The organism is Desulfitobacterium dehalogenans ATCC 51507 (assembly GCF_000243155.2).
Taxonomy (GTDB): Bacteria; Bacillota; Desulfitobacteriia; order Desulfitobacteriales; family Desulfitobacteriaceae; genus Desulfitobacterium; species Desulfitobacterium dehalogenans.
Map to the genome: position 1 here is coordinate 1,436,437 of NC_018017.1, position 18,247 is coordinate 1,454,683.

Annotated in this window: 21 protein-coding genes, 2 riboswitches and 1 other annotated feature; of the genes, 18 read left to right on the plus strand and 3 right to left on the minus strand. The window is 46.5% G+C overall.

Annotation, left to right across the window (positions count from 1 at the left end; genetic code table 11):
- Positions 1-75 precede the first annotated feature (75 nt).
- From DESDE_RS06960 to DESDE_RS07005, 13 genes are all read left to right on the plus strand, one after another.
- Positions 76-1,503 (plus strand): sodium:solute symporter family protein, encoded by a 1,428-nt coding sequence (locus DESDE_RS06960; RefSeq protein WP_014793338.1) that lies wholly within the window; start codon positions 76-78, stop codon positions 1,501-1,503.
- 136 nt (positions 1,504-1,639) lie between these two features.
- The gene (locus DESDE_RS06965) at positions 1,640-1,924 is read left to right on the plus strand and encodes a DUF4491 family protein (RefSeq protein ID WP_014793339.1); all 285 of its coding nucleotides are present in this window, start codon (positions 1,640-1,642) and stop codon (positions 1,922-1,924) included.
- Positions 1,925-2,115: 191 nt separating this feature from the next.
- Positions 2,116-2,294, plus strand: a riboswitch (cobalamin riboswitch).
- A gap of 142 nt (positions 2,295-2,436) precedes the next feature.
- Positions 2,437-3,132, plus strand: a complete 696-nt coding sequence (locus tag DESDE_RS06970; RefSeq protein ID WP_014793340.1) for a double-CXXCG motif protein — start codon at positions 2,437-2,439, stop codon at positions 3,130-3,132.
- Positions 3,133-3,292: 160 nt separating this feature from the next.
- A riboswitch (molybdenum cofactor riboswitch) is annotated at positions 3,293-3,425 on the plus strand.
- 207 nt (positions 3,426-3,632) lie between these two features.
- Entirely contained in the window at positions 3,633-4,391 is a 759-nt protein-coding gene (locus tag DESDE_RS06975; RefSeq protein ID WP_014793341.1) for a nucleotide-binding protein, read from the plus strand.
- On the plus strand, positions 4,384-4,638 hold the full coding sequence (locus DESDE_RS22450; RefSeq protein ID WP_242831353.1) for a hypothetical protein: 255 nt from the start codon (positions 4,384-4,386) through the stop codon (positions 4,636-4,638). Before DESDE_RS06975 ends, DESDE_RS22450 begins: the two co-directional genes overlap by 8 nt.
- A complete protein-coding gene (locus DESDE_RS22455; RefSeq protein ID WP_242831354.1) occupies positions 4,592-5,134 on the plus strand; it encodes a nitrogenase component 1 in 543 nt (180 codons plus the stop codon). Before DESDE_RS22450 ends, DESDE_RS22455 begins: the two co-directional genes overlap by 47 nt.
- Positions 5,118-5,315 (plus strand): hypothetical protein, encoded by a 198-nt coding sequence (locus tag DESDE_RS22460; RefSeq protein ID WP_242831355.1) that lies wholly within the window; start codon positions 5,118-5,120, stop codon positions 5,313-5,315. The genes DESDE_RS22455 and DESDE_RS22460 overlap by 17 nt, the downstream gene beginning before the upstream one ends.
- 221 nt (positions 5,316-5,536) lie before the next feature.
- Complete coding sequence (locus tag DESDE_RS06985) at positions 5,537-6,487, plus strand: nitrogenase component 1 (protein WP_242831356.1); 951 nt, start codon at positions 5,537-5,539, stop codon at positions 6,485-6,487.
- 36 nt (positions 6,488-6,523) lie between these two features.
- Positions 6,524-7,036, plus strand: coding sequence for a molybdopterin-binding domain-containing protein (locus DESDE_RS22465; protein ID WP_242831357.1), 513 nt, complete (start codon positions 6,524-6,526; stop codon positions 7,034-7,036).
- A 6-nt stretch (positions 7,037-7,042) separates the two neighbouring features.
- Complete coding sequence (locus DESDE_RS22470; RefSeq protein ID WP_242831358.1) at positions 7,043-7,528, plus strand: molybdopterin-binding protein; 486 nt, start codon at positions 7,043-7,045, stop codon at positions 7,526-7,528.
- Between the two features lie 243 nt (positions 7,529-7,771).
- On the plus strand, positions 7,772-8,665 hold the full coding sequence (locus tag DESDE_RS06995) for a FecCD family ABC transporter permease (RefSeq protein WP_242831401.1): 894 nt from the start codon (positions 7,772-7,774) through the stop codon (positions 8,663-8,665).
- A complete protein-coding gene (locus DESDE_RS07000; protein WP_014793342.1) occupies positions 8,665-9,459 on the plus strand; it encodes an ABC transporter ATP-binding protein in 795 nt (264 codons plus the stop codon). Before DESDE_RS06995 ends, DESDE_RS07000 begins: the two co-directional genes overlap by 1 nt.
- 15 nt (positions 9,460-9,474) lie before the next feature.
- The gene (locus DESDE_RS07005; protein WP_014793343.1) at positions 9,475-10,053 is read left to right on the plus strand and encodes a TroA family protein; all 579 of its coding nucleotides are present in this window, start codon (positions 9,475-9,477) and stop codon (positions 10,051-10,053) included.
- On the opposite strand, the gene tyrS is transcribed toward DESDE_RS07005, so the two are convergent.
- Positions 9,998-11,239 (minus strand): tyrosine--tRNA ligase, encoded by a 1,242-nt coding sequence (gene tyrS / locus DESDE_RS07010; protein ID WP_014793344.1) that lies wholly within the window; start codon positions 11,237-11,239, stop codon positions 9,998-10,000. The two genes, DESDE_RS07005 and tyrS, sit on opposite strands and share 56 nt — an antisense overlap.
- A gap of 89 nt (positions 11,240-11,328) precedes the next feature.
- Positions 11,329-11,585 (minus strand) — a binding site (T-box leader).
- A gap of 269 nt (positions 11,586-11,854) precedes the next feature.
- Positions 11,855-12,001: a small, acid-soluble spore protein, alpha/beta type gene (locus tag DESDE_RS07015; RefSeq protein ID WP_014793345.1), complete on the minus strand. Its 147-nt coding sequence runs from the start codon at positions 11,999-12,001 to the stop codon at positions 11,855-11,857.
- Positions 12,002-12,209: 208 nt separating this feature from the next.
- Here DESDE_RS07015 and DESDE_RS07020 point away from each other — a divergent pair, with 208 nt between their 5' ends.
- Positions 12,210-13,130, plus strand: coding sequence for a nucleotidyltransferase domain-containing protein (locus tag DESDE_RS07020; RefSeq protein WP_041917232.1), 921 nt, complete (start codon positions 12,210-12,212; stop codon positions 13,128-13,130).
- Between the two features lie 11 nt (positions 13,131-13,141).
- Here the strand turns inward: DESDE_RS07020 and nagB are convergent, their stop codons facing one another.
- Positions 13,142-13,957, minus strand: a complete 816-nt coding sequence (gene nagB / locus DESDE_RS07025; RefSeq protein ID WP_014793347.1) for a glucosamine-6-phosphate deaminase — start codon at positions 13,955-13,957, stop codon at positions 13,142-13,144.
- Between the two features lie 283 nt (positions 13,958-14,240).
- On the opposite strand from nagB, the gene DESDE_RS07030 reads away from it, so the two are divergent.
- From DESDE_RS07030 to DESDE_RS07045, 4 genes are all read left to right on the plus strand, one after another.
- Positions 14,241-15,512: an efflux RND transporter periplasmic adaptor subunit gene (locus DESDE_RS07030; protein WP_014793348.1), complete on the plus strand. Its 1,272-nt coding sequence runs from the start codon at positions 14,241-14,243 to the stop codon at positions 15,510-15,512.
- Entirely contained in the window at positions 15,496-16,233 is a 738-nt protein-coding gene (locus tag DESDE_RS07035) for an ABC transporter ATP-binding protein (protein ID WP_014793349.1), read from the plus strand. The genes DESDE_RS07030 and DESDE_RS07035 overlap by 17 nt, the downstream gene beginning before the upstream one ends.
- Positions 16,230-17,423 (plus strand): ABC transporter permease, encoded by a 1,194-nt coding sequence (locus DESDE_RS07040; protein ID WP_014793350.1) that lies wholly within the window; start codon positions 16,230-16,232, stop codon positions 17,421-17,423. The genes DESDE_RS07035 and DESDE_RS07040 overlap by 4 nt, the downstream gene beginning before the upstream one ends.
- 114 nt (positions 17,424-17,537) lie before the next feature.
- Positions 17,538-18,143 (plus strand): hypothetical protein, encoded by a 606-nt coding sequence (locus tag DESDE_RS07045; RefSeq protein ID WP_014793351.1) that lies wholly within the window; start codon positions 17,538-17,540, stop codon positions 18,141-18,143.
- Positions 18,144-18,247 lie beyond the last annotated feature (104 nt).

Sequence of the window (18,247 nt, forward strand, 5' to 3'; positions counted from 1 at the left end):
GTACAGAAGTTCAGTAGGACTTTGAAGAAAATTAAATCTTAACTTTCAAATTAACTTTAGTAGGATGGTGGCGAGATGTTCAATATACCTTTGCTGATTGTAATTCTTTATATTATTGCGTTATTTGGAATTAGTGTTTATGCCTCTAAACGCGCCAAGGGAACGGAAGGATTCCTCCTTGCCGGTCGTCAGATGACGACTCCTCTCATTGCCGTATTGATTACAGGTTTAGCCATCGGCGGGGCTTCGACCATTGGTGTGGCGGAACAGGCCTATAATGTGGGACTTGCTGCCGGCTGGTATAATGTGGCCTGGGGTGCAGGGGCGATCTGTATGGGAATGTTGGCTGCCGCCAAATACCGTAGTATGAATATCACTACAGTTCCCGAGATGTTTGAGAAGTTCTATGATGTTAAAGGCCGGGTGATCTGTGTACTCAGTCAAATTACCATTCAACTGGTCATAACATCCCTGCAATACCTTGCCGGCGGAGCGATCCTGGCCTCCTTGCTCCCTTCCGTGTTTACGCTGCAGTCGGGAATCATTATAAGTGCCATTGTTTTTATTGGAATTACCTTCGTCGGAGGAATGTGGTCCGCCGGTATTTCGAATATCTTAAATGTAGTTTTGATCTATCTGGGAATTGCTGTGGCGACCATTTCCACTCTCATGAACCAAGGTGGGATTGCACAGATCGCTGTGAAGCTTCCCCAAGAGGTCCCGTATTTTCATTGGGTGGATGGTCTGGGCTGGATTGTCATTGCCGGCTGGTTTGCCGTGATGATCACGCAAACCATGTCCATTCAAGGTACAGTACAGATTTCCTTAAGTGCCAAGGATGCGAAGACAGCACGGAATGGATTTGTCATTGGGGGGCTTTTGATGCTGCCCATAGGTTTTCTCGCCGCCTTGATGGGAATTGCTGCCAAGGGAATGTATCCGGATATGAGTGCAACCCTGGCGCTGCCCCAAATGATTATGTCGCAGCCTCCGATACTTGCCGGAATCACCCTTGCCGCTCTTTGGGCTGCGGATGTATCTACAGCAGGAAGTTTATTATTAGGTTCCGCCACCTTATTTTCCCAGGATATCTATAAACGCTTTTTACGTCCGGATAGCGATGAGAAGCATTTAATGTGGGTGACAAAGTTTTCGGTGATCGCTTTAGGTGTACTGACCTTTACTTTAGCTTTGACGATCAGTGGGATTCTGAAGACGATTATGATCGGACTTAGCCTGACCACAGCTTTTACCGTTGTATTCCTGTTTACTGTTTTTGCGCCGGGGCTTGCCCGGAGGAGTTCAGCTTTTTATACGAATCTCGTGGGGATTGCGGCAATTATTTTATGGCAATTTATCCCGGTCATAAGGGTGTTCCCTCATGTGATTTATCTGGAGTGGATTGTCTGTTTAATTACGTTTTTATTGGTGCCTATTTTTGATCGACAGCCCATTCAAACAGGAAATAAAGAGGCTTCTGTATTAGGACAAATTGCAAAGTAGAGCTGGATCGTTGTATGTGTATAAAGCCGGGGCTATGCCTCGGTTTTATTATTAGGAGATCCAGAGTGACAGGCTAGTGACAAAAGGGAGTTATGGGATTAAAATAAACTTCTAGGGTACATAGGAGGGGATTTAGATGAGTTTTCAGGGTGTGATCATAGGAATCATGGTTTTTATCATAATCGGTGTCTTTCATCCCATCGTTATCAAGGGAGAGTACTATTTCGGAAAAAGGATCTGGCCCTTATTCTTGGTCGCAGGGGTGGTACTGATCGGCGCTTCTCTATTCATCACGAATAATATGCTTTCCGCAATCGTCAGTGTGACAGGCTTCTCCTGTCTCTGGAGTATCCATGAAATTCTTGAGCAGGAAAAACGGGTGAAAAAAGGCTGGTTTCCAAGCAATCCGAACAGAAAGTGAAGGAAAAGAGGTCAAATTATGCATCGATGCATAATTTGGGCTGCTGGATTTTCCTATTTATAGGGGATGCTTTTATTGTGGGCAAAATATTTTTAAATCGATAGAACTTCTGTGAAATGTCAAAATATTCTGTTGACTTACGGGGGTACTTGTTATAATCTGGTTATAAGGGAAAGTTAAGGAAAACAGCTAAATACGATGCGGAATAGGGTTGCTTAATGGCATTAATAGTGAACTCCGGTGCGAAGCCGGGACAGCCCCGCTACTGTATGAAGGACGAGTCCCTTAGAGGATCCACTGGTCGAAGCCGGGAAGGCAAGGGATGAGGATGAGTTCAAGTCAGGATACCTGCCCTATTCCAGAAGCACAAGTTTTCGGGGAGGGAACAAGTGTGGCGAATTTAAGGGTAGTATGATATTACATCTTTGCCTTTTTACATGATGTTTGCCGGAGCCGAATTCATCGGCTCTTTTTTATTATTTAAGAAGCTTAACTTATAGGGAGCACCAGAAATGGTTGATGTCCATAAAGTATATATTGAAGGTGATGAGATGCGATATTATTGTTTAGAAATTGATGAAGGAAACAAGAAAAAATACGCCTATGGGTTAAGTGTAACCGAATGGCCAAGAAAATGGATTCTTTGCTCCAAATGCCAGAGAGAATGGAAAAAAAGCGTAATGCATGACTTTGGAACAGATACCCCTATTGTTTTGTCTAATGATAATTATCCTGATTTTCTCTGGTTTTATATTAATCATATTTCAGAGAAAGCTAAAGACGTTCTGGAAAGAGAAAAGATTACGGGCTATAGACTAGAGAAAGCCCCTGTGTTATCCTTCAATGATTTAACTGATATGCAACTTAAGGAGCTCCGGCGCCATGGTACCCGGGTCAATAAAATACCCACAGTCCCGCCTGCCTATTACAAACTTCATGTTGATGTGTGCGCCGAACTTTATAGAAAATCAAACATTATTCTGCTCGATAGTTGCTCGGAATGCGGCTATGAAACATACCTTGCCGAGAGCAAGGAGCGGATTGAATCGAGAGATAGCCTTTTTTTGAGGGGGGAGTCTCTCAATGGAATAGATCTGTTCAGGGCCAAGGGCTACGGTGTTAATATCTATTGCTCTGAAAGATTTGTTGAAGCCTATCAAAGACACGAGCTGACAGGATTGATGTTTACTGAGATTGTAGTGCTTTGAGGCTGCTGCATAACTGGGCGGAAGATAACCTAACATAACTAGATATAATGTAAAATAAAATCAAGATGTTTATTTTTCTGTTGATTTATGTTATTTATGTTTGTGGGAAGAAACATCGGGAATTAAAATTTCGGATTGTCCGATTATTAGCATAAAGACAAAACTGAATAGTTTCCGAGCTCATTCGTCTAAAAGAATCTCTCATGACGGAAGAGCCTGAGCAAACCGCTCACGGGGTCAGTTAGGAAACCAGCTGGCCTTCACTTATGAAAAGGAAGCAGAAAGGACAAATTTGACAGAGTCGGCTCTGGCTTTTGTTGTTTTCGCTATCGGGCGGTTTGCTTTTAGAAAGGCAAGCCGCTTTTTTCTTTATAGGAGAAAACTATGGCGAACAGATCAGGCAGCGTAGTCGCCAACTGATTTGACTGCTGTCAAATTTGAACCAAAATAACGGCAGGAATGTGCGGGAGAAATTCCACCGGATAAGGAGTGCATAAAAAATGATCAGAGCAGCTATTTACGGCAAAGGAGGGATTGGCAAATCCACTACCACATCCAATTTGGCGGTAGCCTTGAGTGAGATGGGTTATAAAGTGATGCAGATCGGCTGCGATCCCAAGGCGGATTCCACAAGAATGTTGACCGGAGGGAGGCCCATTCAAACCGTATTGGAGCTGGTGCGCAGCAAACGGGATGACCTGCAGGTGGGGGACTTTGTGCAAGAGGGATATAACGGAGTTCTTTGTGTGGAAGCCGGCGGTCCCATGCCGGGTATCGGCTGTGCCGGACGGGGAATTATCACCGCCTTTGATACCTTGGCAGAAATGAAGGCATATGAAGTCTACCAACCGGATATTGTGCTTTACGATGTGCTGGGGGATGTGGTCTGCGGCGGGTTCGCCATGCCTTTGCGGGGAGAATATACGGATGTGGTTTTTATAATTACCTCGGGAGAGATGATGTCCATGTACGCAGCGTCCAATATCGCCGCAGCTTTGGCCAATTTCCGCAACCGGGATTATGCCCGTTACGGGGGGCTGATTCTGAACCGGCGCAATGTGGACAAGGAGATGGAGCTGGTGCAGCAGCTATCGGCGGAAACCCAGGGTGAGCTCATTTCCGTTATCCCCCGGGCGGCTGAGATACAGAGAGGGGAAGAGCAGGGCAAGACAGTCATGGAGTTATTTCCCGAAACGGAGATCGCTCAAAGTTACCGCACTTTGGCCCGGCATTTCATTGAGGTATGCGGTCATGAGTAAGGGGGTGCAAAATAATCTTCTCAATTATATTCCCAACCGGAGCAGACCTAAGACTATTCTGCGCATTCCGGAGAGCCATAGTCTCCATATATGCCCCACGGCCTGCGGCCGCCGCAACGCTATACGTGCCCTGCAAAACGGGGAAAAAGAGTTTCTCTCCTTTTTATATATCGGGGAAGAGGATGCGGTTTCCGGACAATATGTTGAGAATATCGGCTGCGGTGGAAGAGCTTCTGGAGGTGCTTGAGCCGGCGCCTAAGGCCTTTGTGCTTTACTTTAATTGTATCGATGATTTCCTGGGTACCGATGAAAAAGCACTTTTGCGAGAGCTCAAAAGCCGTTTTCTCGGACATCATTTCACAGTCTGCCATATCAATCCCGTGGCGGCCGATGAAAAAATATCCCAGGGCATGCGCAAGCATAATCAGATGTATGAGCTGCTGGAATACACCGAGGAAAAGGACGAAGGTATTAATCTAATCGGCAATTATGTTTCTCTTGATCAGGAGAGCGAGCTCTTTGACCTTTTGGCGGACTGGGGGATTAAGAGAGTACGGGAGCTTTTTGCTTGTCGGACGTTTGAGGAATATCAAAAGATGGCGGCCAGTCGGCTGAACCTGGTACTAGTGCCCATGGGCTTGGTTGCTGCTCAAAGCATGGCGGAAAAGCTGGACATTCCTTATTATTTCAATCCCCCTTCCTATTTATGGTTTGGACCAGGAGTACATGGCTATCGGTTATGATGGAGCCTTTTTGCTGAAGGCCAGGTATTTTGTGGATGTGTTTAATGATGAGTCCTTTTATGGGTTTCACGGTATTCGCAAGCTGATGAAGCTTATGGGAGAAGCTGTCGCCAGGGCAGCGGATTGGGGAGACCTGAAGGTGAACAGAGATGAGGGGAGCGAGCGTCCATGGAACGGTTAGCCATCTATCTCCCGCCTTTTTCCAGTGATTATTCCGGAGCCTGTTCCACGCTCTTGAACTGAACTGTTTGATCATCATTGATGACGCCTCATGCTGTACCCGCAATTATGTCACCTAAGATGAACCCCGCTGGACGGAAAGCACGCGCAGTACCTTTGGCTCGAATCTGAGAACCATTGAAGCTGTGCTCGGGGATGAAGAACGGCTGATCAGCCAGACCATTGAAGCGGCGCAGAAGCTCAAGCCGGAATTCATTGCCGGGCAGCCCCGTGCCGGCGATCATCGGCAGGGATATGAACGGGATCGCCCGGGAAATTGAGGCGCGCAGTGGTTTTGCGGCACTAGGCTTTGCTACCACGGGATTTTCCTATTACAACAAGGGAATTTCTGCCGCCCATTTAAAACTGCTCAAACGATTCGCCGTTTCCGGAATCTCAACAGCTTCCAAACATGTAAATATTCTGGGCCTGACTCCGCTGGATTTCTCGGCCAACGATAACGGTAGGGATCTGATTCGTCTTCTGGAAGATAACGGCTTCCGGATTAACGGCAGTTTTTGGATGCAGACGGAGCTGGATCAGGTTCGGCGTGCCGCTTCTGCGGAGGTCAATCTGGTGGTATCCCAGTCTGGTTGGGCGGCTGCCCGGTATCTCTACACAAACTATGGTATTCCCTATGTAGCTGCAGCTCCTTTGGGGATGAAGCACAGCCGGGTTGTATTGGAGGCTTTACGTCAGACGGCGGCGGATAAGCAAAATCGTGTTATCAAGGGCGCCGTGGCAGAAGCCGGCGGAGATTTGCCGGTGGCCGATAAAGCGGGAGCCTTGTTGATCATCGGAGATCAGATCGTGGCCAATTCCCTTCGGGCCGCTCTCCGGCAAGCCGGTTGTGGGCAGAGCATTACCGTAGCCAGTTTTTTTGGCCTGGAGCCGGAATTGGCATTGCCTGGGGATCTCCTCCTGAAAAGCGAGAAACAGCTGATTAAGCTTCTCAGAAGCGGCATTTATACCAGGATGATCGCCGATCCCTTGATTCTCGGCCTTCCTGCCGCAGCCGGGCTTAAGGGTTATAGCCTTCCCCATCCGGCGATATCCAGCCTCCTTCATTGGCAGGATATGCCCCTTTTCATCGGCGAGGAATTTGAAAAGACCATATTAAGTTGGAGCGATTAAATGAAAAATAAAGCTAAGCGAAAAGGAGATACAGATATGAGTGAAAAAAAGCATTTACCTGTCACCCGAGCAGAGGCTTTGGAGCTGTATTCGGTGCCTGGAATCGCGGTCCGCTCCAATGATTTTAGCAACGGCCTGCCGGATACTTCAGGCTGGGTGAAAGGTGTTGACTATGTTCAGGCGGATACCGGGGATGATTTTCCTGATGAGTACGATACGGTCATCCCGGTGGAGGAGATTTACTATGACAGCGAGGGCCGACTGGCATTGGCTAAGGGTCTTACCTTTAAAAAAGGGGATTGTGTAGGAGCGGCAGGGACAGCGATTCGTCAGGGGGACCCGATTGTGGAAGCTCATGTCAGGCTGACCCCTTTGCATCTGACTATGCTGGCTCTGGGCGGAATTTATCACCTGGAAGTTATCAGAAAGCCTCAAGTCATTTATATACCCACCGGGAGTGAGCTGATCCATGCAGGAATCAAACCGGAGCGCGGTCAAACCATCGAGAGCAAAAGTCTGATGGTAAGTGCCTTGCTGCGGCAATGGTGAGCGGAGGTGACCTGTTATCCGATCATCAAGGATAAACCTGAGGAATTGGCGGAAGCCCTGGATAAGGCATTGAACGTTGCGGATTTAGTTTTGATCAATGGCGGATCCTCCAAAGGCGCTGAGGATTTCAATACCGCTCTCCTTGAGAAAAAGGCCGATCTTTTCCGGCACGGTATCAGGGCTATTCCCGGCAGGCCGGTGGGTATTGCTATGATCGGTGGGAAACCGGTGATCAATATGCCCGGACCTACTTTTGCCACCTTTCTAGCCATGGACTGGTGTGTATCCGGTCTGATCCATCATAATTATGGGCTGACGGCCCCCCGGCGGCCGAAGCTTAAAGTCCGTTTAACTGAGCCCCTTCATAAGCGGCCGGATTATGAATTTTATTTCAGGTTGATTTTGGATAGGAAAGAAGGGGGCTATGAAGCAACTCCCATGGCTGGGACCGAAACCTACCCGATTCTCTGCTGCAAATGGACGCTCTTTTGATCGCACCCATCGGTATTTCCGAATATCAAGCCGGGGAAGAGGTTGAAGTGGAGCTGATTTGCGGGTCTGAGCATCTTTGAACGAGACTTCATTCAGTGATAGAGGAGAATCAATCTTGAAGCACACAAACAGTGAGTATTTCGCAGTGAAAATCATGGTGCTGGTCGCTTTGACGGTGGTACTTTTTTTCGCCTCATTTCTAGTCGGGCGGTATCCGTTCCCCCCCAGACGGTTCTGGATATTATCCTCTCCAAATTCCTGCCGATCCCCCAGTATTGGGATAGCACCCTGGAAACCGTCGTCCTCCAGGTGCGCCTGCCCAGGATTGCCCTCGGTATTCTGGTGGGAGGGGCCCTGTCCGTTTCCGGTGCTTCTTACCAGACCCTGTTTAAAAATCCCATGGTCTCTCCGGACCTTTTGGGAGTGTCGGCAGGGGCAGGTTTCGGGGCGGCCTTGGCCATGATCAACGATGGATCATGGTGGCAGATTCAGACCCCGGCATTTACCTTTGGGATGATTGCCGTGGTGGCCGCTTATGTGATCGCTTATGTCTTTGAGAAGCAGACGATTACGATCCTGATCCTGGGCGGGATTGTTGTCTCCAGTCTATTCCAGTCCCTGCTTTCGATTGTCAAGACTTTAGCCGATACGGAGAACCAATTGCCGGCCATTACGTTCTGGCTGATGGGGGGACTGGGCAAAGGGGCCAATCAGGATGTTCTCCTCATGCTGCCGGCTATGCTGCTCTCCATGGCCCTCATCTTCCTGTTCCGTCATCAGATCAATGCTCTGGCTGTCGGAGAAGATGAAGCGGCCACTATGGGTGTCAATGTACCCCTGGTCAAGCTGGTGGTGGTCTGTAGCTCCACCCTGATGACCGTCTGTTCGGTCAGCATCTGCGGGATTATCGGCTGGGTGGCCATGGTCGTACCCCATATTGCCCGGATGCTCACCGGTGCCAACTACTCCAAATTGGTTACCGCTTCCTTTTTTATCGGGGGAATCTTCCTGCTGATCATTGATAATATTATCCGCGGTGTGGAGGGAGTTGAACTCCCCCTTGGCGTACTGACTGCTTTGGTGGGGACTCCCGTCTTTGTCCTGCTCCTGTCCAGAGTGAAAAAGGGGTGGTCTTGATGCTGAGCGTCAAAGAACTAAGCTTTTATTACCAGCCTGAGCGAATCATCCTTAGAGATATTTCCTTTGAGCTGAACAGTCATGACATCCTCTGTCTGCTGGGGCCTAACGGAACCGGGAAAACAACGCTGCTCAGGTGCATCCTTTCTCTCCATAAAATGAAAAGGGGCAGGATTACCCTGAACGGACTGGATTTAAATAAAATTCCCCCTAAAAAGCGGGCGGAGCTGATGGCTTATGTTCCCCAGGCTACCACTGTAGCTTTTCCATATGAAGCGGCAGAGATCGTGCAGATGGGAAGGGTGGCGAATCTGGCCCTGGGGGCCCGGCCCTCAAGCCGGGACCGAAAACTGGCTGAAGAAGCCATGGAGAAGATGGGAATTCTGCATATGCGAAGCTATCCCTTTAATGAGATGAGCGGCGGGGAAAAGCAGATGGTGCTGATCGCCAGGGCTATTGCCCAGCAGGCCGGAATCCTGGTCATGGACGAGCCCACCGCCAATCTGGATTATTACAACCAGGTCAAAATGCTCAAGGTCATTAAAACCTTAGCCGAGCAGGGCTATGCCATCTTAATGACTTCCCATTTTCCGGATCATGCCTTTCTGGCCTGCAGCAAAGCAGTCCTCATGCGGGATGGAGTGATCATGGCTCAAGGGCATCCTGACGATGTCGTAACCACCGGGAATCTGACCAGGCTTTACTCCACGCCGGTCTGCGTGGCTGAAGCAAGGCTGGATTCTACGGATACCACCATGAAAGTGTGTATCCCGGTTATGAATAATGAACAATAAAAAAGGAGAGGTATCATGAAACTGAAAACAAAACTTTTTGCATTGCTCATGGCCGCTATGCTTGCCGTGAGCCTGGTCGGCTGCGGACAAAGCACTCCGGCCTCCTCAAATCCGCCGGCGGCAGGAGGCGAAGCTGCTCCAACGGAACGCACCGTCACCGATATGGCAGGACGCACCGTCACTCTGCCTGCGGAAGTTAAAACGGTGGGGACCATCGGTTCCATCGGTGTCCTTAACGCTTTTGTGGAAACCCTGAGCGCTGGGGAAAGAATCGCTAACGAAGGTTCCCCTTCCTTTGTCAAAAGCCCCAGCTGGGAAAAATATCAGTACAAGTTCACACCGCAGATTAAAGATCTGAAACCATTCCAAGGCGCGGACAGCGAACTGCTCATGGAAAATATCCTGGCAGCCAATCCCGATATCTGTCTGACCATGAGTTCCGACCTGACGGAACAACTTGAAAAACATGGGGAAGGGGCTTATGTGGTCGATAAGCGCAAACAGGTGACCAGGGTACTGGAAGGAATGAATCTGGAGGTTACTTGTGAAATGCCGGATTATCAGCGGGTTGAATCATGTCATACACAATTTTGACAAAGCGTTTTTTACCGATTTTTAAGACATCGCCGTCGGCTAGAACTCTATCCAAATCCTCAATCTTCTCCTGATTAAGCTGTACTCCCCCTTGCTGAACCAAGCGTCTGAATTCTCCGTTGCTGGTGGCAAAACCCTTTTGTACAAGCAGGGGGATAAGCTCAATCAGCCGGCTTTGGGCCTTCACTCCAAGCTCAGGGAGCTGATCGGGAATAGCCTTTTTGCTGAAGGCAGCATCATAGAATGCCTTGGCCTGGATAACCTCCTGCTCAGTATGATACAGCCGGGTAATGATCTCCGCTAAAGCATATTTGACATCACGAGGATTTTTGCCCTGAGCCAGCTCTCTTCGGAAAGCTTCGATGCGGTCCGGGTGTTCATCCGTTGCCAGCTCAAAGTATTTCAGAATTAATTCATCGGGAACTTCCATGACTTTTTTGAACATCACTTGGGCGGGCTCATAGACCCCGATATAGTTCCCGAGGCTCTTGCTCATTTTCTCCACGCCGTCCAATCCTTCCAGAAGGGGCATAAACATGGCGATCTGTTGAGGCTGTCCCATGGCTTTCTGCAGAGTTCTGCCCATCAGGATGTTAAAGGTCTGGTCCGTGCCCCCCAGCTCCATATCTGCTTTCAGAGCCACCGAATCGTAGGCCTGCATTAAAGGATAGAAGAATTCATGGATGCCGATAGGGACATTATTGCTGAACCGCTTTTGGAAATCATCCCGTTCCATCATTCTGGCCACTGTGGTTGTGGCAGCAAGCTTAAGAACATCCTCAAAATTCAGTTGACTAAGCCATTCGCTATTATAGCGGACTGTGGTTTTCTTCTTGTCCAGTACTTTGAAAATCTGCTCGAAATAGGTCTTGGCATTTTCCTTTACTTGTTCATCAGATAGGGCATTGCGGCCTTTCGCTTTGCCGGATGGGTCGCCGATCTTTCCGGTAAAATCACCGATAATGATCACGGCTTCGTGACCAAGGTCCTGCATCTGTTTGATTTTGCGCAGTACCACGGCATGACCCAGGTGAATATCCGGTGCGCTTGGGTCGAGCCCCAGTTTGATGATTAAGGGACGGTTGTTTTTGAGGGACTCCGCCAGTTTGTTTTTCAGCTCTTCCTCATTGACCAGCATACTGACCCCTTTGGTGATGATCCGAAATTGTTCTTCTACAGTTTTCATTGGCTGACTCTCCTTGAAGATTAAAATATTATTTAATACAAGCAAGGTCTATAAGATTGGGAAATAAAAAAACTCCCGCCCTTCATTTCCAGAAGGACGAGAGTGTGCTCCCGTGTTACCACCTTACATTTACGAACAACTCGCATTGTCCGCCTTTTCGAGTACGCCATAAATATGGGTGATACTCTAGCACTATAACGTGTGCAGGAAACCGTCACAGCCTACTAAAAACGTTCGGTGTGAAGCTCAAAGAGGTATTCATAACCAGCCTGCCAAGCGCCTCTCATCATCCGGCAACTTTCTGTTTGCGGTACAGGTTACTACTTATTCTTATCACAGCTTTTGCTCTTATACTCCGAAATGCAGGAAGTCCTGCAAGTCTTTGTTATGCAGATATTAAATTAGGATATATTGTAGTAAAGCAAGGGGAAATTGTCAAGGGTTAATCAGTAATAATTTTGATTTGCACAAACAGCTGGGCAAGGAGATAAAAGTGGATAAAAAACTTATATAATAAAAAACAGCTCTGTTCTAATAGAACAGGGCTGTTTCATGTAACAAGGCTCTTTTTAACAAATGTAAAACTTAAATGTTAACTTTTATATGCAACAATGATTATCTTTTACCAAAACTTTCAAATGTACGGCGAACCATTTCTCCTCCGACGGAACCATTTTGACGGGAAGTGGCCTCTGGACCTAAGTTAACATTGAATTGAGATGCTACCGTGTTTTTGTCTACTGGTAAATTGTACTTTGCCATGATTGATTACCTCCCAAGATGTTTTGTAGTTTAGATTTTTGAGGCTTGAACCAGTAATTCTAATTTGCCCGATTTCAGGACAAATAATCAGGAAATTTATGGAGTGCAAATAGGAATAACATTGAAAAACGGAGAGGGAAGGCCTTACATTAGAGGATAAAAAGCATAAAATAAAATGGGGATCATTAAGGAAAATCCTTATTAAAATATGGCTGAAAGGATTTTGAGAATGGAGAATCTTATTCGTTTGCTTGAAGTTCATGGACCTCTAACAGGCAAAGAAATCCATGAAAAAACCGCGATAACTATTTTTGATCTCTGGGAGGAGTGTAATCAGTGTGCCGATATTATTTTAAGCACGATTGGAACAAGGTATCTAAGGCTGGATAAACATGTGGAAGGTTTTGCCCGGCTTTCCCCCTCCATAATCAGAGAATTTTATAACTATACGGTTGTCAGTTTGAAGGAACAGTCTGAGGAAGCTCATGCAAAGGCGGACCATATCCATCAATCCATCAAGAAGATCAGTAAAAATAAATTTGAAGTTGCGAAGGATATCATGGAAAAAATCATAGCATCCCAACAGGACTCTCAAAGTATTCAGGAAAAAACATGTTTTATTATTTCGGGGGATGTGGCATATGATATGGCCCATCTTGAACCAAGACCTGAATTTTCTACAGGGAAAATGGTCAAGGGGTCAGATCTCGATATTGTAATTATTTATAAAGATTTGTCTGAAGAAATTATTAAAGATATTGATTCTACCATCTATGAGTGGAAGTTTTATTTACTTAAACATCCCAGTTATAAAGAAGAAATAGATTATGTTATCAAAGATCTTTCCGTAGTGGAGAGACAATTGGCATTTGAAGGATTTGAATCCATGATCGCGGCAAAGGTTCTGGAGGAAGGGAAATTTTTATGTGGGAACCATGCACTGTTTGCTGAGGTCAAAAATAGGGTTGCCGATCGCGGGATACCTGAGAAATTAGCGGTTTTGAAGGAGAGGGCTTGTATAGATAGAGAAAATGCCAGGAAGCGGCTCCTGGCATACAGAGATTCAATCAACGATAAAGAAATGAAGCAACTTTTTTATACAACCGATGAGAGAGAAGAGTTCTTTTAAAAATTAAGGCTTTACAGTCCATATTGACGCTTAATGCTTTCTACATGGCGGTAATGATCAGTGTGCAATAATTTCGAAGCCGCCCCTTCATCAAGCACAACGGAGATCTCGCCGCCATGCAGTTGTATAGCCGATGCAGTGATCTGGGATGTAATGGGACCTTCCAGACATTTGGCAACCATATCAGCTTTTCTGGCGCCATTGACGATCATTAAAATATTCCTTGCTTCCAATATGGTTCCGATGCCCATGGTAATGGCAAAATGAGGCATCTCACTGCGTTCGATATTGGCTTTTTTGTAGAACGCTTCATAGTTATCATCCAGAGTCTGTTGTGTTAATACCACGACCCTCGTTCTGGAACCAAGGGATGACCCAGGTTCATTAAAGCCCCAATGCCCGTCACCACCAAGTCCCAAAAGCTGCAGGTCAATACCGCCGGCCTTTTTAATTTCTTCTTCATACCATATACAAAACTTTTTCGGGTCTTTGGTTCGGCCATCGGGTATGTGTATATTTTCCTTTTTAATATTAATATTCTTCAATAGCTCCTCGTGCATGAATCGGGCATAGCTTTGATCCATAGGGTAGGGCTTTTCCAGATCAATTCCTGCCCCAAGGTACTCATCAAGATTAAAGGTTTTGACTTGAGAAAAATCAAGACCCTCTTCCCTGTGCATTCTGACCAGCTCCTGATAGGTGCCGATGGGGGTACTTCCTGTTGCCAGTCCAAGCACACAATCCGGCTTGGATCGAACATAACCCGCAATGATTTCTGCGGCATATTTGCTCATTAGTTTATAATTTTCCCTGATAATAATATCCATGTTTTTCTCCCAGCTCATTCTTAATATAGGATTGATGGTAAATATCTATTTATTTATTCTACTAAAAGTCTATGCAAAGATAAATAGGTCTAGATATTAAATTAGTTTTGAGAAGGCAAAACTCTTAGGAAATAATAGGAAAACAGCGGATTTTTAGAAATACTCTTTTTAAAACTAATAAAAAATTAATAGTTTCTTTATAAGTTTATTAGGAATTACTTGCTATAATGGACATATTGATACCTTGGTAAATTATAGAAAGGTAAGATATCAGGAGGAGAGTATGCAACCAGATACCAGTATTCCAAACAATGTTCATTCAGATCCCAGTGCCCAAAGGTTTAGTGGCAAAAAAGGTTCATTTTTTCGGAGGCACCGCAAGAAATTAATAGCAGCCCTTATCTTACTTGGCGGGCTAGTGATTGCCTCGCAGTTCTTGAGTCGGCAAGGCGGCTTGATTCCTGTTAATACTGCCGAGGCTGTTCAAAAAAGCTTCGAGCAGAATGTTTTTGCCAACGGCAAACTGGAAGTCAAAGATCTGGCTGAATTTAAGGCCGAAAGCAAAACTAAGGTTCAAGAAGTCCTGGTCAAGCATGGGGACAAAGTAAGCAAAAGTCAGGCTATTTTAGTGATGGATACCAGCACTCTGAGTGTGGAAGCATCTCAAAAAGGGCTGGAATGCAAGGAGCTCAAGGCTAAAATAATCAATAGTGAATCGAATATCAGACTGCTTCAACAAGCCTATGATTTGGCGCAAAAGGATTATGACAATACGAAAATTCTTATGGAAAGCGGAGCGGCCAGCCTTAAGGAATTAGAGGAGGCTGAGCAAAAGGTGACTGAGGCCGAAGAGAAATTAGTAGTAGAACAAGAGGCTAATCTACCCCTGCTCAAAGCCCAGCTGGAGCAAGCCGAAGTGCTCTATCGGAAAGCCCAGGAGAAATTGCAGAAAGCTACTATACTTAGCCCTTATGATGGAACTGTCTTGAATTTAGCGGTCAAGGAGGGCCAGGAAGTTGAATCTGGAACCCTACTGACTCAAATCGGTAATCCAGCTGATCTTCTCATCGAAACAGGTATTAATGAGGTGGATGCCGCCCAACTTACAATAGGGGATAGGGTGGAAATAACCAATAGCGGCCTGCTGAGTGAGCCCTTGATCGGCAGTGTTGAAACCATTGCGCCTACGGCTGAGGTGGTGTCAACGGCTCAAGGTGAACAAACTCAAGTGAAAATCAAAATAAGTGTCCCTGCTACTGAAGGGGAAAGTCCATTAAAACCTGGCTTTAATGTTAATCTTAAATTTATACTGCATCAAAAAGAGCAAGCTTTGCTGGTTCCTTTAGAAGCGGTGGTTGAAGACGATGGACGAGAACTAGTCTATGTCGTCGGACAGGATGGAATAGTTACAGAAAGAGAAGTGCAGACAGGCTTAAGCAATGAACTGTTCATGGAGATTGTCTCCGGTCTCGAAGTGGGAGAAAAGGTCATCCTGAACCCCGATGAGAAAATCAAGGACGGAGTGCAGGTGATCGTTAATGCTCAAAGCAACTAACTTAGTTAAAGTTTACCATACAGAGAAAATTGCCGTTACGGCCTTGAAAGGGGTTACCTTCCATATATCTGCCGGTAGTTTTGTAGCAATTATGGGCCCTTCGGGTTCAGGAAAATCTACATTAATGAATATCTTAGGCTGCCTGGACACGCCCACCGAAGGGCAATATATTCTGGATGGCCTTGATGTTTCCCATATGGAGGAGAATGACTTGGCCGGGGTCCGCAATCTTAAGATTGGGTTTGTCTTTCAGACGTTTAATCTTTTACCGAGAATATCCTGCTTGCGCAATGTTGAGCTGCCGATGATTTATGCCGGAATTGGGGAAAAGGAAAGAAAAGACAAGGCTTTCGAGGCGCTGACAAAAGTCGGTCTGGCCAAATGGGCTGCTCATCGCCCCACAGAAATATCCGGAGGACAGAGACAACGGGTAGCCATTGCCCGGGCTTTGGTGAACAATCCGGCCATTATTATGGCGGATGAACCCACCGGCAATCTCGACACCCGTTCGGGAGAAGAAGTGATGGCTATTTTTCAGGAGCTCAATCAGCAGGGAGTGACCATTGTCCTGGTCACCCACGAACCTGAAATCGCCCAGCATACCCAGAGAATTCTTAAATTCCGGGATGGCCTGCTCATGGAAGATGAATCGGTGGAAGAACCGGTTCAGGCCAGGGATATTCTGGCCGGGCTCCCTGCTATGGAGGAGGGGCCGGTATGAATTTTAAAGAATGCATCCAGGTAGCTTTCGAAGGGATCAGAGCCAATAAAATGCGCTCAGCCTTGACTATGCTGGGTATTATTATCGGGGTGGCGGCTGTCATTACGGTCGTGGCCATTGGGCAGGTGGGTCAGGCAGCTATTATGTCTTCTCTGGAAAAGATCGGCACCAATTTGTTTACTGTTTATCCCCGCAGCGATGAACAATCCCCTCTTACCCAAAGCGATATGATAACGGTTCAGGATTTAGAAGTAATCAAGAATGTAGCGACCGATATTCAATATGTTTCCCCGGCGGATTCCTGGTCTTTTGCCGCCCAGTATGAAAGAAAAAGCAAACGGGTCTATACTTATGGGGTTTGGCCTGAGTATAAGCATATTAGAAATATTAAGCTGGATAAAGGCCGGTTTCTCTCCGAAGAGGATGAAAAAGGTGGGAGAAGGGTAGTCGTCATTGACAGCAAACTGGCCGAAGACCTTTTTGGCAGGGGAGAAGCTCTGAAAAAACAAATCAATATCTTTGGTACCTCCTATACGGTCATCGGAATAACTCAGCGGGATGAAAGCTTCTTGATGGGAGGACCCAATCAGCCTTCTTCTGTGTATATCCCTTATTCCGCTTTGCAAAACATGGTTAATATCGATTATGTTCCTTATATAGAAGCCAGTGCCGTGAGTAAAGATAAAACTGAAAGTGCTATGAACCAGGCTAAAAAGATCCTGAACAGCCGTCACCATACGGAGAATAGCTATCAAGCTTACAGTCTGCAGCAAGATGTGGAACAGATTGATACCATCATGACCATTTTGCAGCTGGTGATTGGTTCCATCGCTGCCATCTCCCTTTTGGTAGGAGGGATCGGGGTAATGAATATCATGCTGGTCTCAGTGACTGAGCGGACAAGAGAAATCGGCATTCGCAAGGCTTTAGGGGCCAAATATAAGGATATTATGATCCAATTTCTCATTGAAGCAGTCGTCATTTGTTCTATAGGCGGGGCGATCGGTGCTTTGCTCGGTATCGGCGGCGGTGTCCTTGCCGCTGGGCTGGCTAAGATTCCACCGGCAATATCCCCCATGACCATTGTCATTGCTTTTGCCTTTTCCACTACGATTGGGCTCTTTTTCGGTCTTTACCCGGCGCGCAAAGCGGCTAAGATGAGTCCTGTTGAAGCTTTGCGTTATGAGTGATGTGGATGCCTCAGAAGAGTGGGCAAAAAACCTAAAGATTTTTCTCAGCCCCGTCGATATATAAAGTAAGTACGGTATTAATAGGAAAGTACAGAAAGATTTGGAGGGTGCCTTATGGAAGTGAACCGACTATCATCGGCAGGGGCTTATTATAATAATGCAGACTATTCCTCAAGGTCAGAGAAAAGCCCTACTCAACCCGGCCAAGAAGCAGGTAAGCTCCCTGTGGATTCCGCGGCTGCTGTATATGAACCTGGCAATTCGGGGACAGATAATACTCTTGGGAAGACCTATTCCCAAGATACGGAGACCATCGCCCGGCTAAAAGCTGAAGTGGATCGGCGTACTGAGAATTTAAGAAGTCTTGTGGAGCAGCTCCTCTTAAAGCAAGGTTATAAATTTAACGATGCGACAGATATTTACCAACTTCTGCGTGAAGGGAAAGTAGAGGTAGATCCTGAAACGGCGGCCAAAGCCCGGGAAGAGATTTCTGAGGATGGATATTGGGGAGTAAAACAGACCTCAGAGAGGGTGTTTTCCTTTGCTATAGCCTTAACAGGTGGAGATCCCAGCAAGGCCCAAGCGATGAAGGATGCTGTAATCGAAGGCTACGAACAGGCGAAGAAGATTTGGGGAGGAGAACTCCCTGAGATTTGTCAAAAGACTTATGAAGAGACTCTCAAGAAATTTGATGAGTGGATAGAGAATAATGTAAAGTAACTATCGAGATCCTCTGCTGAAATTAAACCGGCAGAGGATTTTTGTTGTTTGTGTGAAAAATAGTGTTGTGGTACACTTTTGGGAGGGACATTCTATCGATGTTA

What these genes read in the sequence shown, in the direction of transcription:
- DESDE_RS06960 (WP_014793338.1), top strand. Translation starts at nt 76, where the DNA reads ATGTTCAATATACCTTTGCTGATTGTAATTCTTTATATTATTGCGTTA.
- DESDE_RS06965 (WP_014793339.1), top strand. Translation starts at nt 1,640, where the DNA reads ATGAGTTTTCAGGGTGTGATCATAGGAATCATGGTTTTTATCATAATC.
- DESDE_RS06970 (WP_014793340.1), top strand. Translation starts at nt 2,437, where the DNA reads ATGGTTGATGTCCATAAAGTATATATTGAAGGTGATGAGATGCGATAT.
- DESDE_RS06975 (WP_014793341.1), top strand. Translation starts at nt 3,633, where the DNA reads ATGATCAGAGCAGCTATTTACGGCAAAGGAGGGATTGGCAAATCCACT.
- DESDE_RS22450 (WP_242831353.1), top strand. Translation starts at nt 4,384, where the DNA reads ATGAGTAAGGGGGTGCAAAATAATCTTCTCAATTATATTCCCAACCGG.
- DESDE_RS22455 (WP_242831354.1), top strand. Translation starts at nt 4,592, where the DNA reads ATGTTGAGAATATCGGCTGCGGTGGAAGAGCTTCTGGAGGTGCTTGAG.
- DESDE_RS22460 (WP_242831355.1), top strand. Translation starts at nt 5,118, where the DNA reads ATGGCTATCGGTTATGATGGAGCCTTTTTGCTGAAGGCCAGGTATTTT.
- DESDE_RS22465 (WP_242831357.1), top strand. Translation starts at nt 6,524, where the DNA reads ATGAGTGAAAAAAAGCATTTACCTGTCACCCGAGCAGAGGCTTTGGAG.
- DESDE_RS07000 (WP_014793342.1), top strand. Translation starts at nt 8,665, where the DNA reads ATGCTGAGCGTCAAAGAACTAAGCTTTTATTACCAGCCTGAGCGAATC.
- DESDE_RS07005 (WP_014793343.1), top strand. Translation starts at nt 9,475, where the DNA reads ATGAAACTGAAAACAAAACTTTTTGCATTGCTCATGGCCGCTATGCTT.
- tyrS (WP_014793344.1), bottom strand. Translation starts at nt 11,239, where the DNA reads ATGAAAACTGTAGAAGAACAATTTCGGATCATCACCAAAGGGGTCAGT.
- DESDE_RS07015 (WP_014793345.1), bottom strand. Translation starts at nt 12,001, where the DNA reads ATGGCAAAGTACAATTTACCAGTAGACAAAAACACGGTAGCATCTCAA.
- DESDE_RS07020 (WP_041917232.1), top strand. Translation starts at nt 12,210, where the DNA reads ATGGCTGAAAGGATTTTGAGAATGGAGAATCTTATTCGTTTGCTTGAA.
- nagB (WP_014793347.1), bottom strand. Translation starts at nt 13,957, where the DNA reads ATGGATATTATTATCAGGGAAAATTATAAACTAATGAGCAAATATGCC.
- DESDE_RS07030 (WP_014793348.1), top strand. Translation starts at nt 14,241, where the DNA reads ATGCAACCAGATACCAGTATTCCAAACAATGTTCATTCAGATCCCAGT.
- DESDE_RS07035 (WP_014793349.1), top strand. Translation starts at nt 15,496, where the DNA reads ATGCTCAAAGCAACTAACTTAGTTAAAGTTTACCATACAGAGAAAATT.
- DESDE_RS07040 (WP_014793350.1), top strand. Translation starts at nt 16,230, where the DNA reads ATGAATTTTAAAGAATGCATCCAGGTAGCTTTCGAAGGGATCAGAGCC.
- DESDE_RS07045 (WP_014793351.1), top strand. Translation starts at nt 17,538, where the DNA reads ATGGAAGTGAACCGACTATCATCGGCAGGGGCTTATTATAATAATGCA.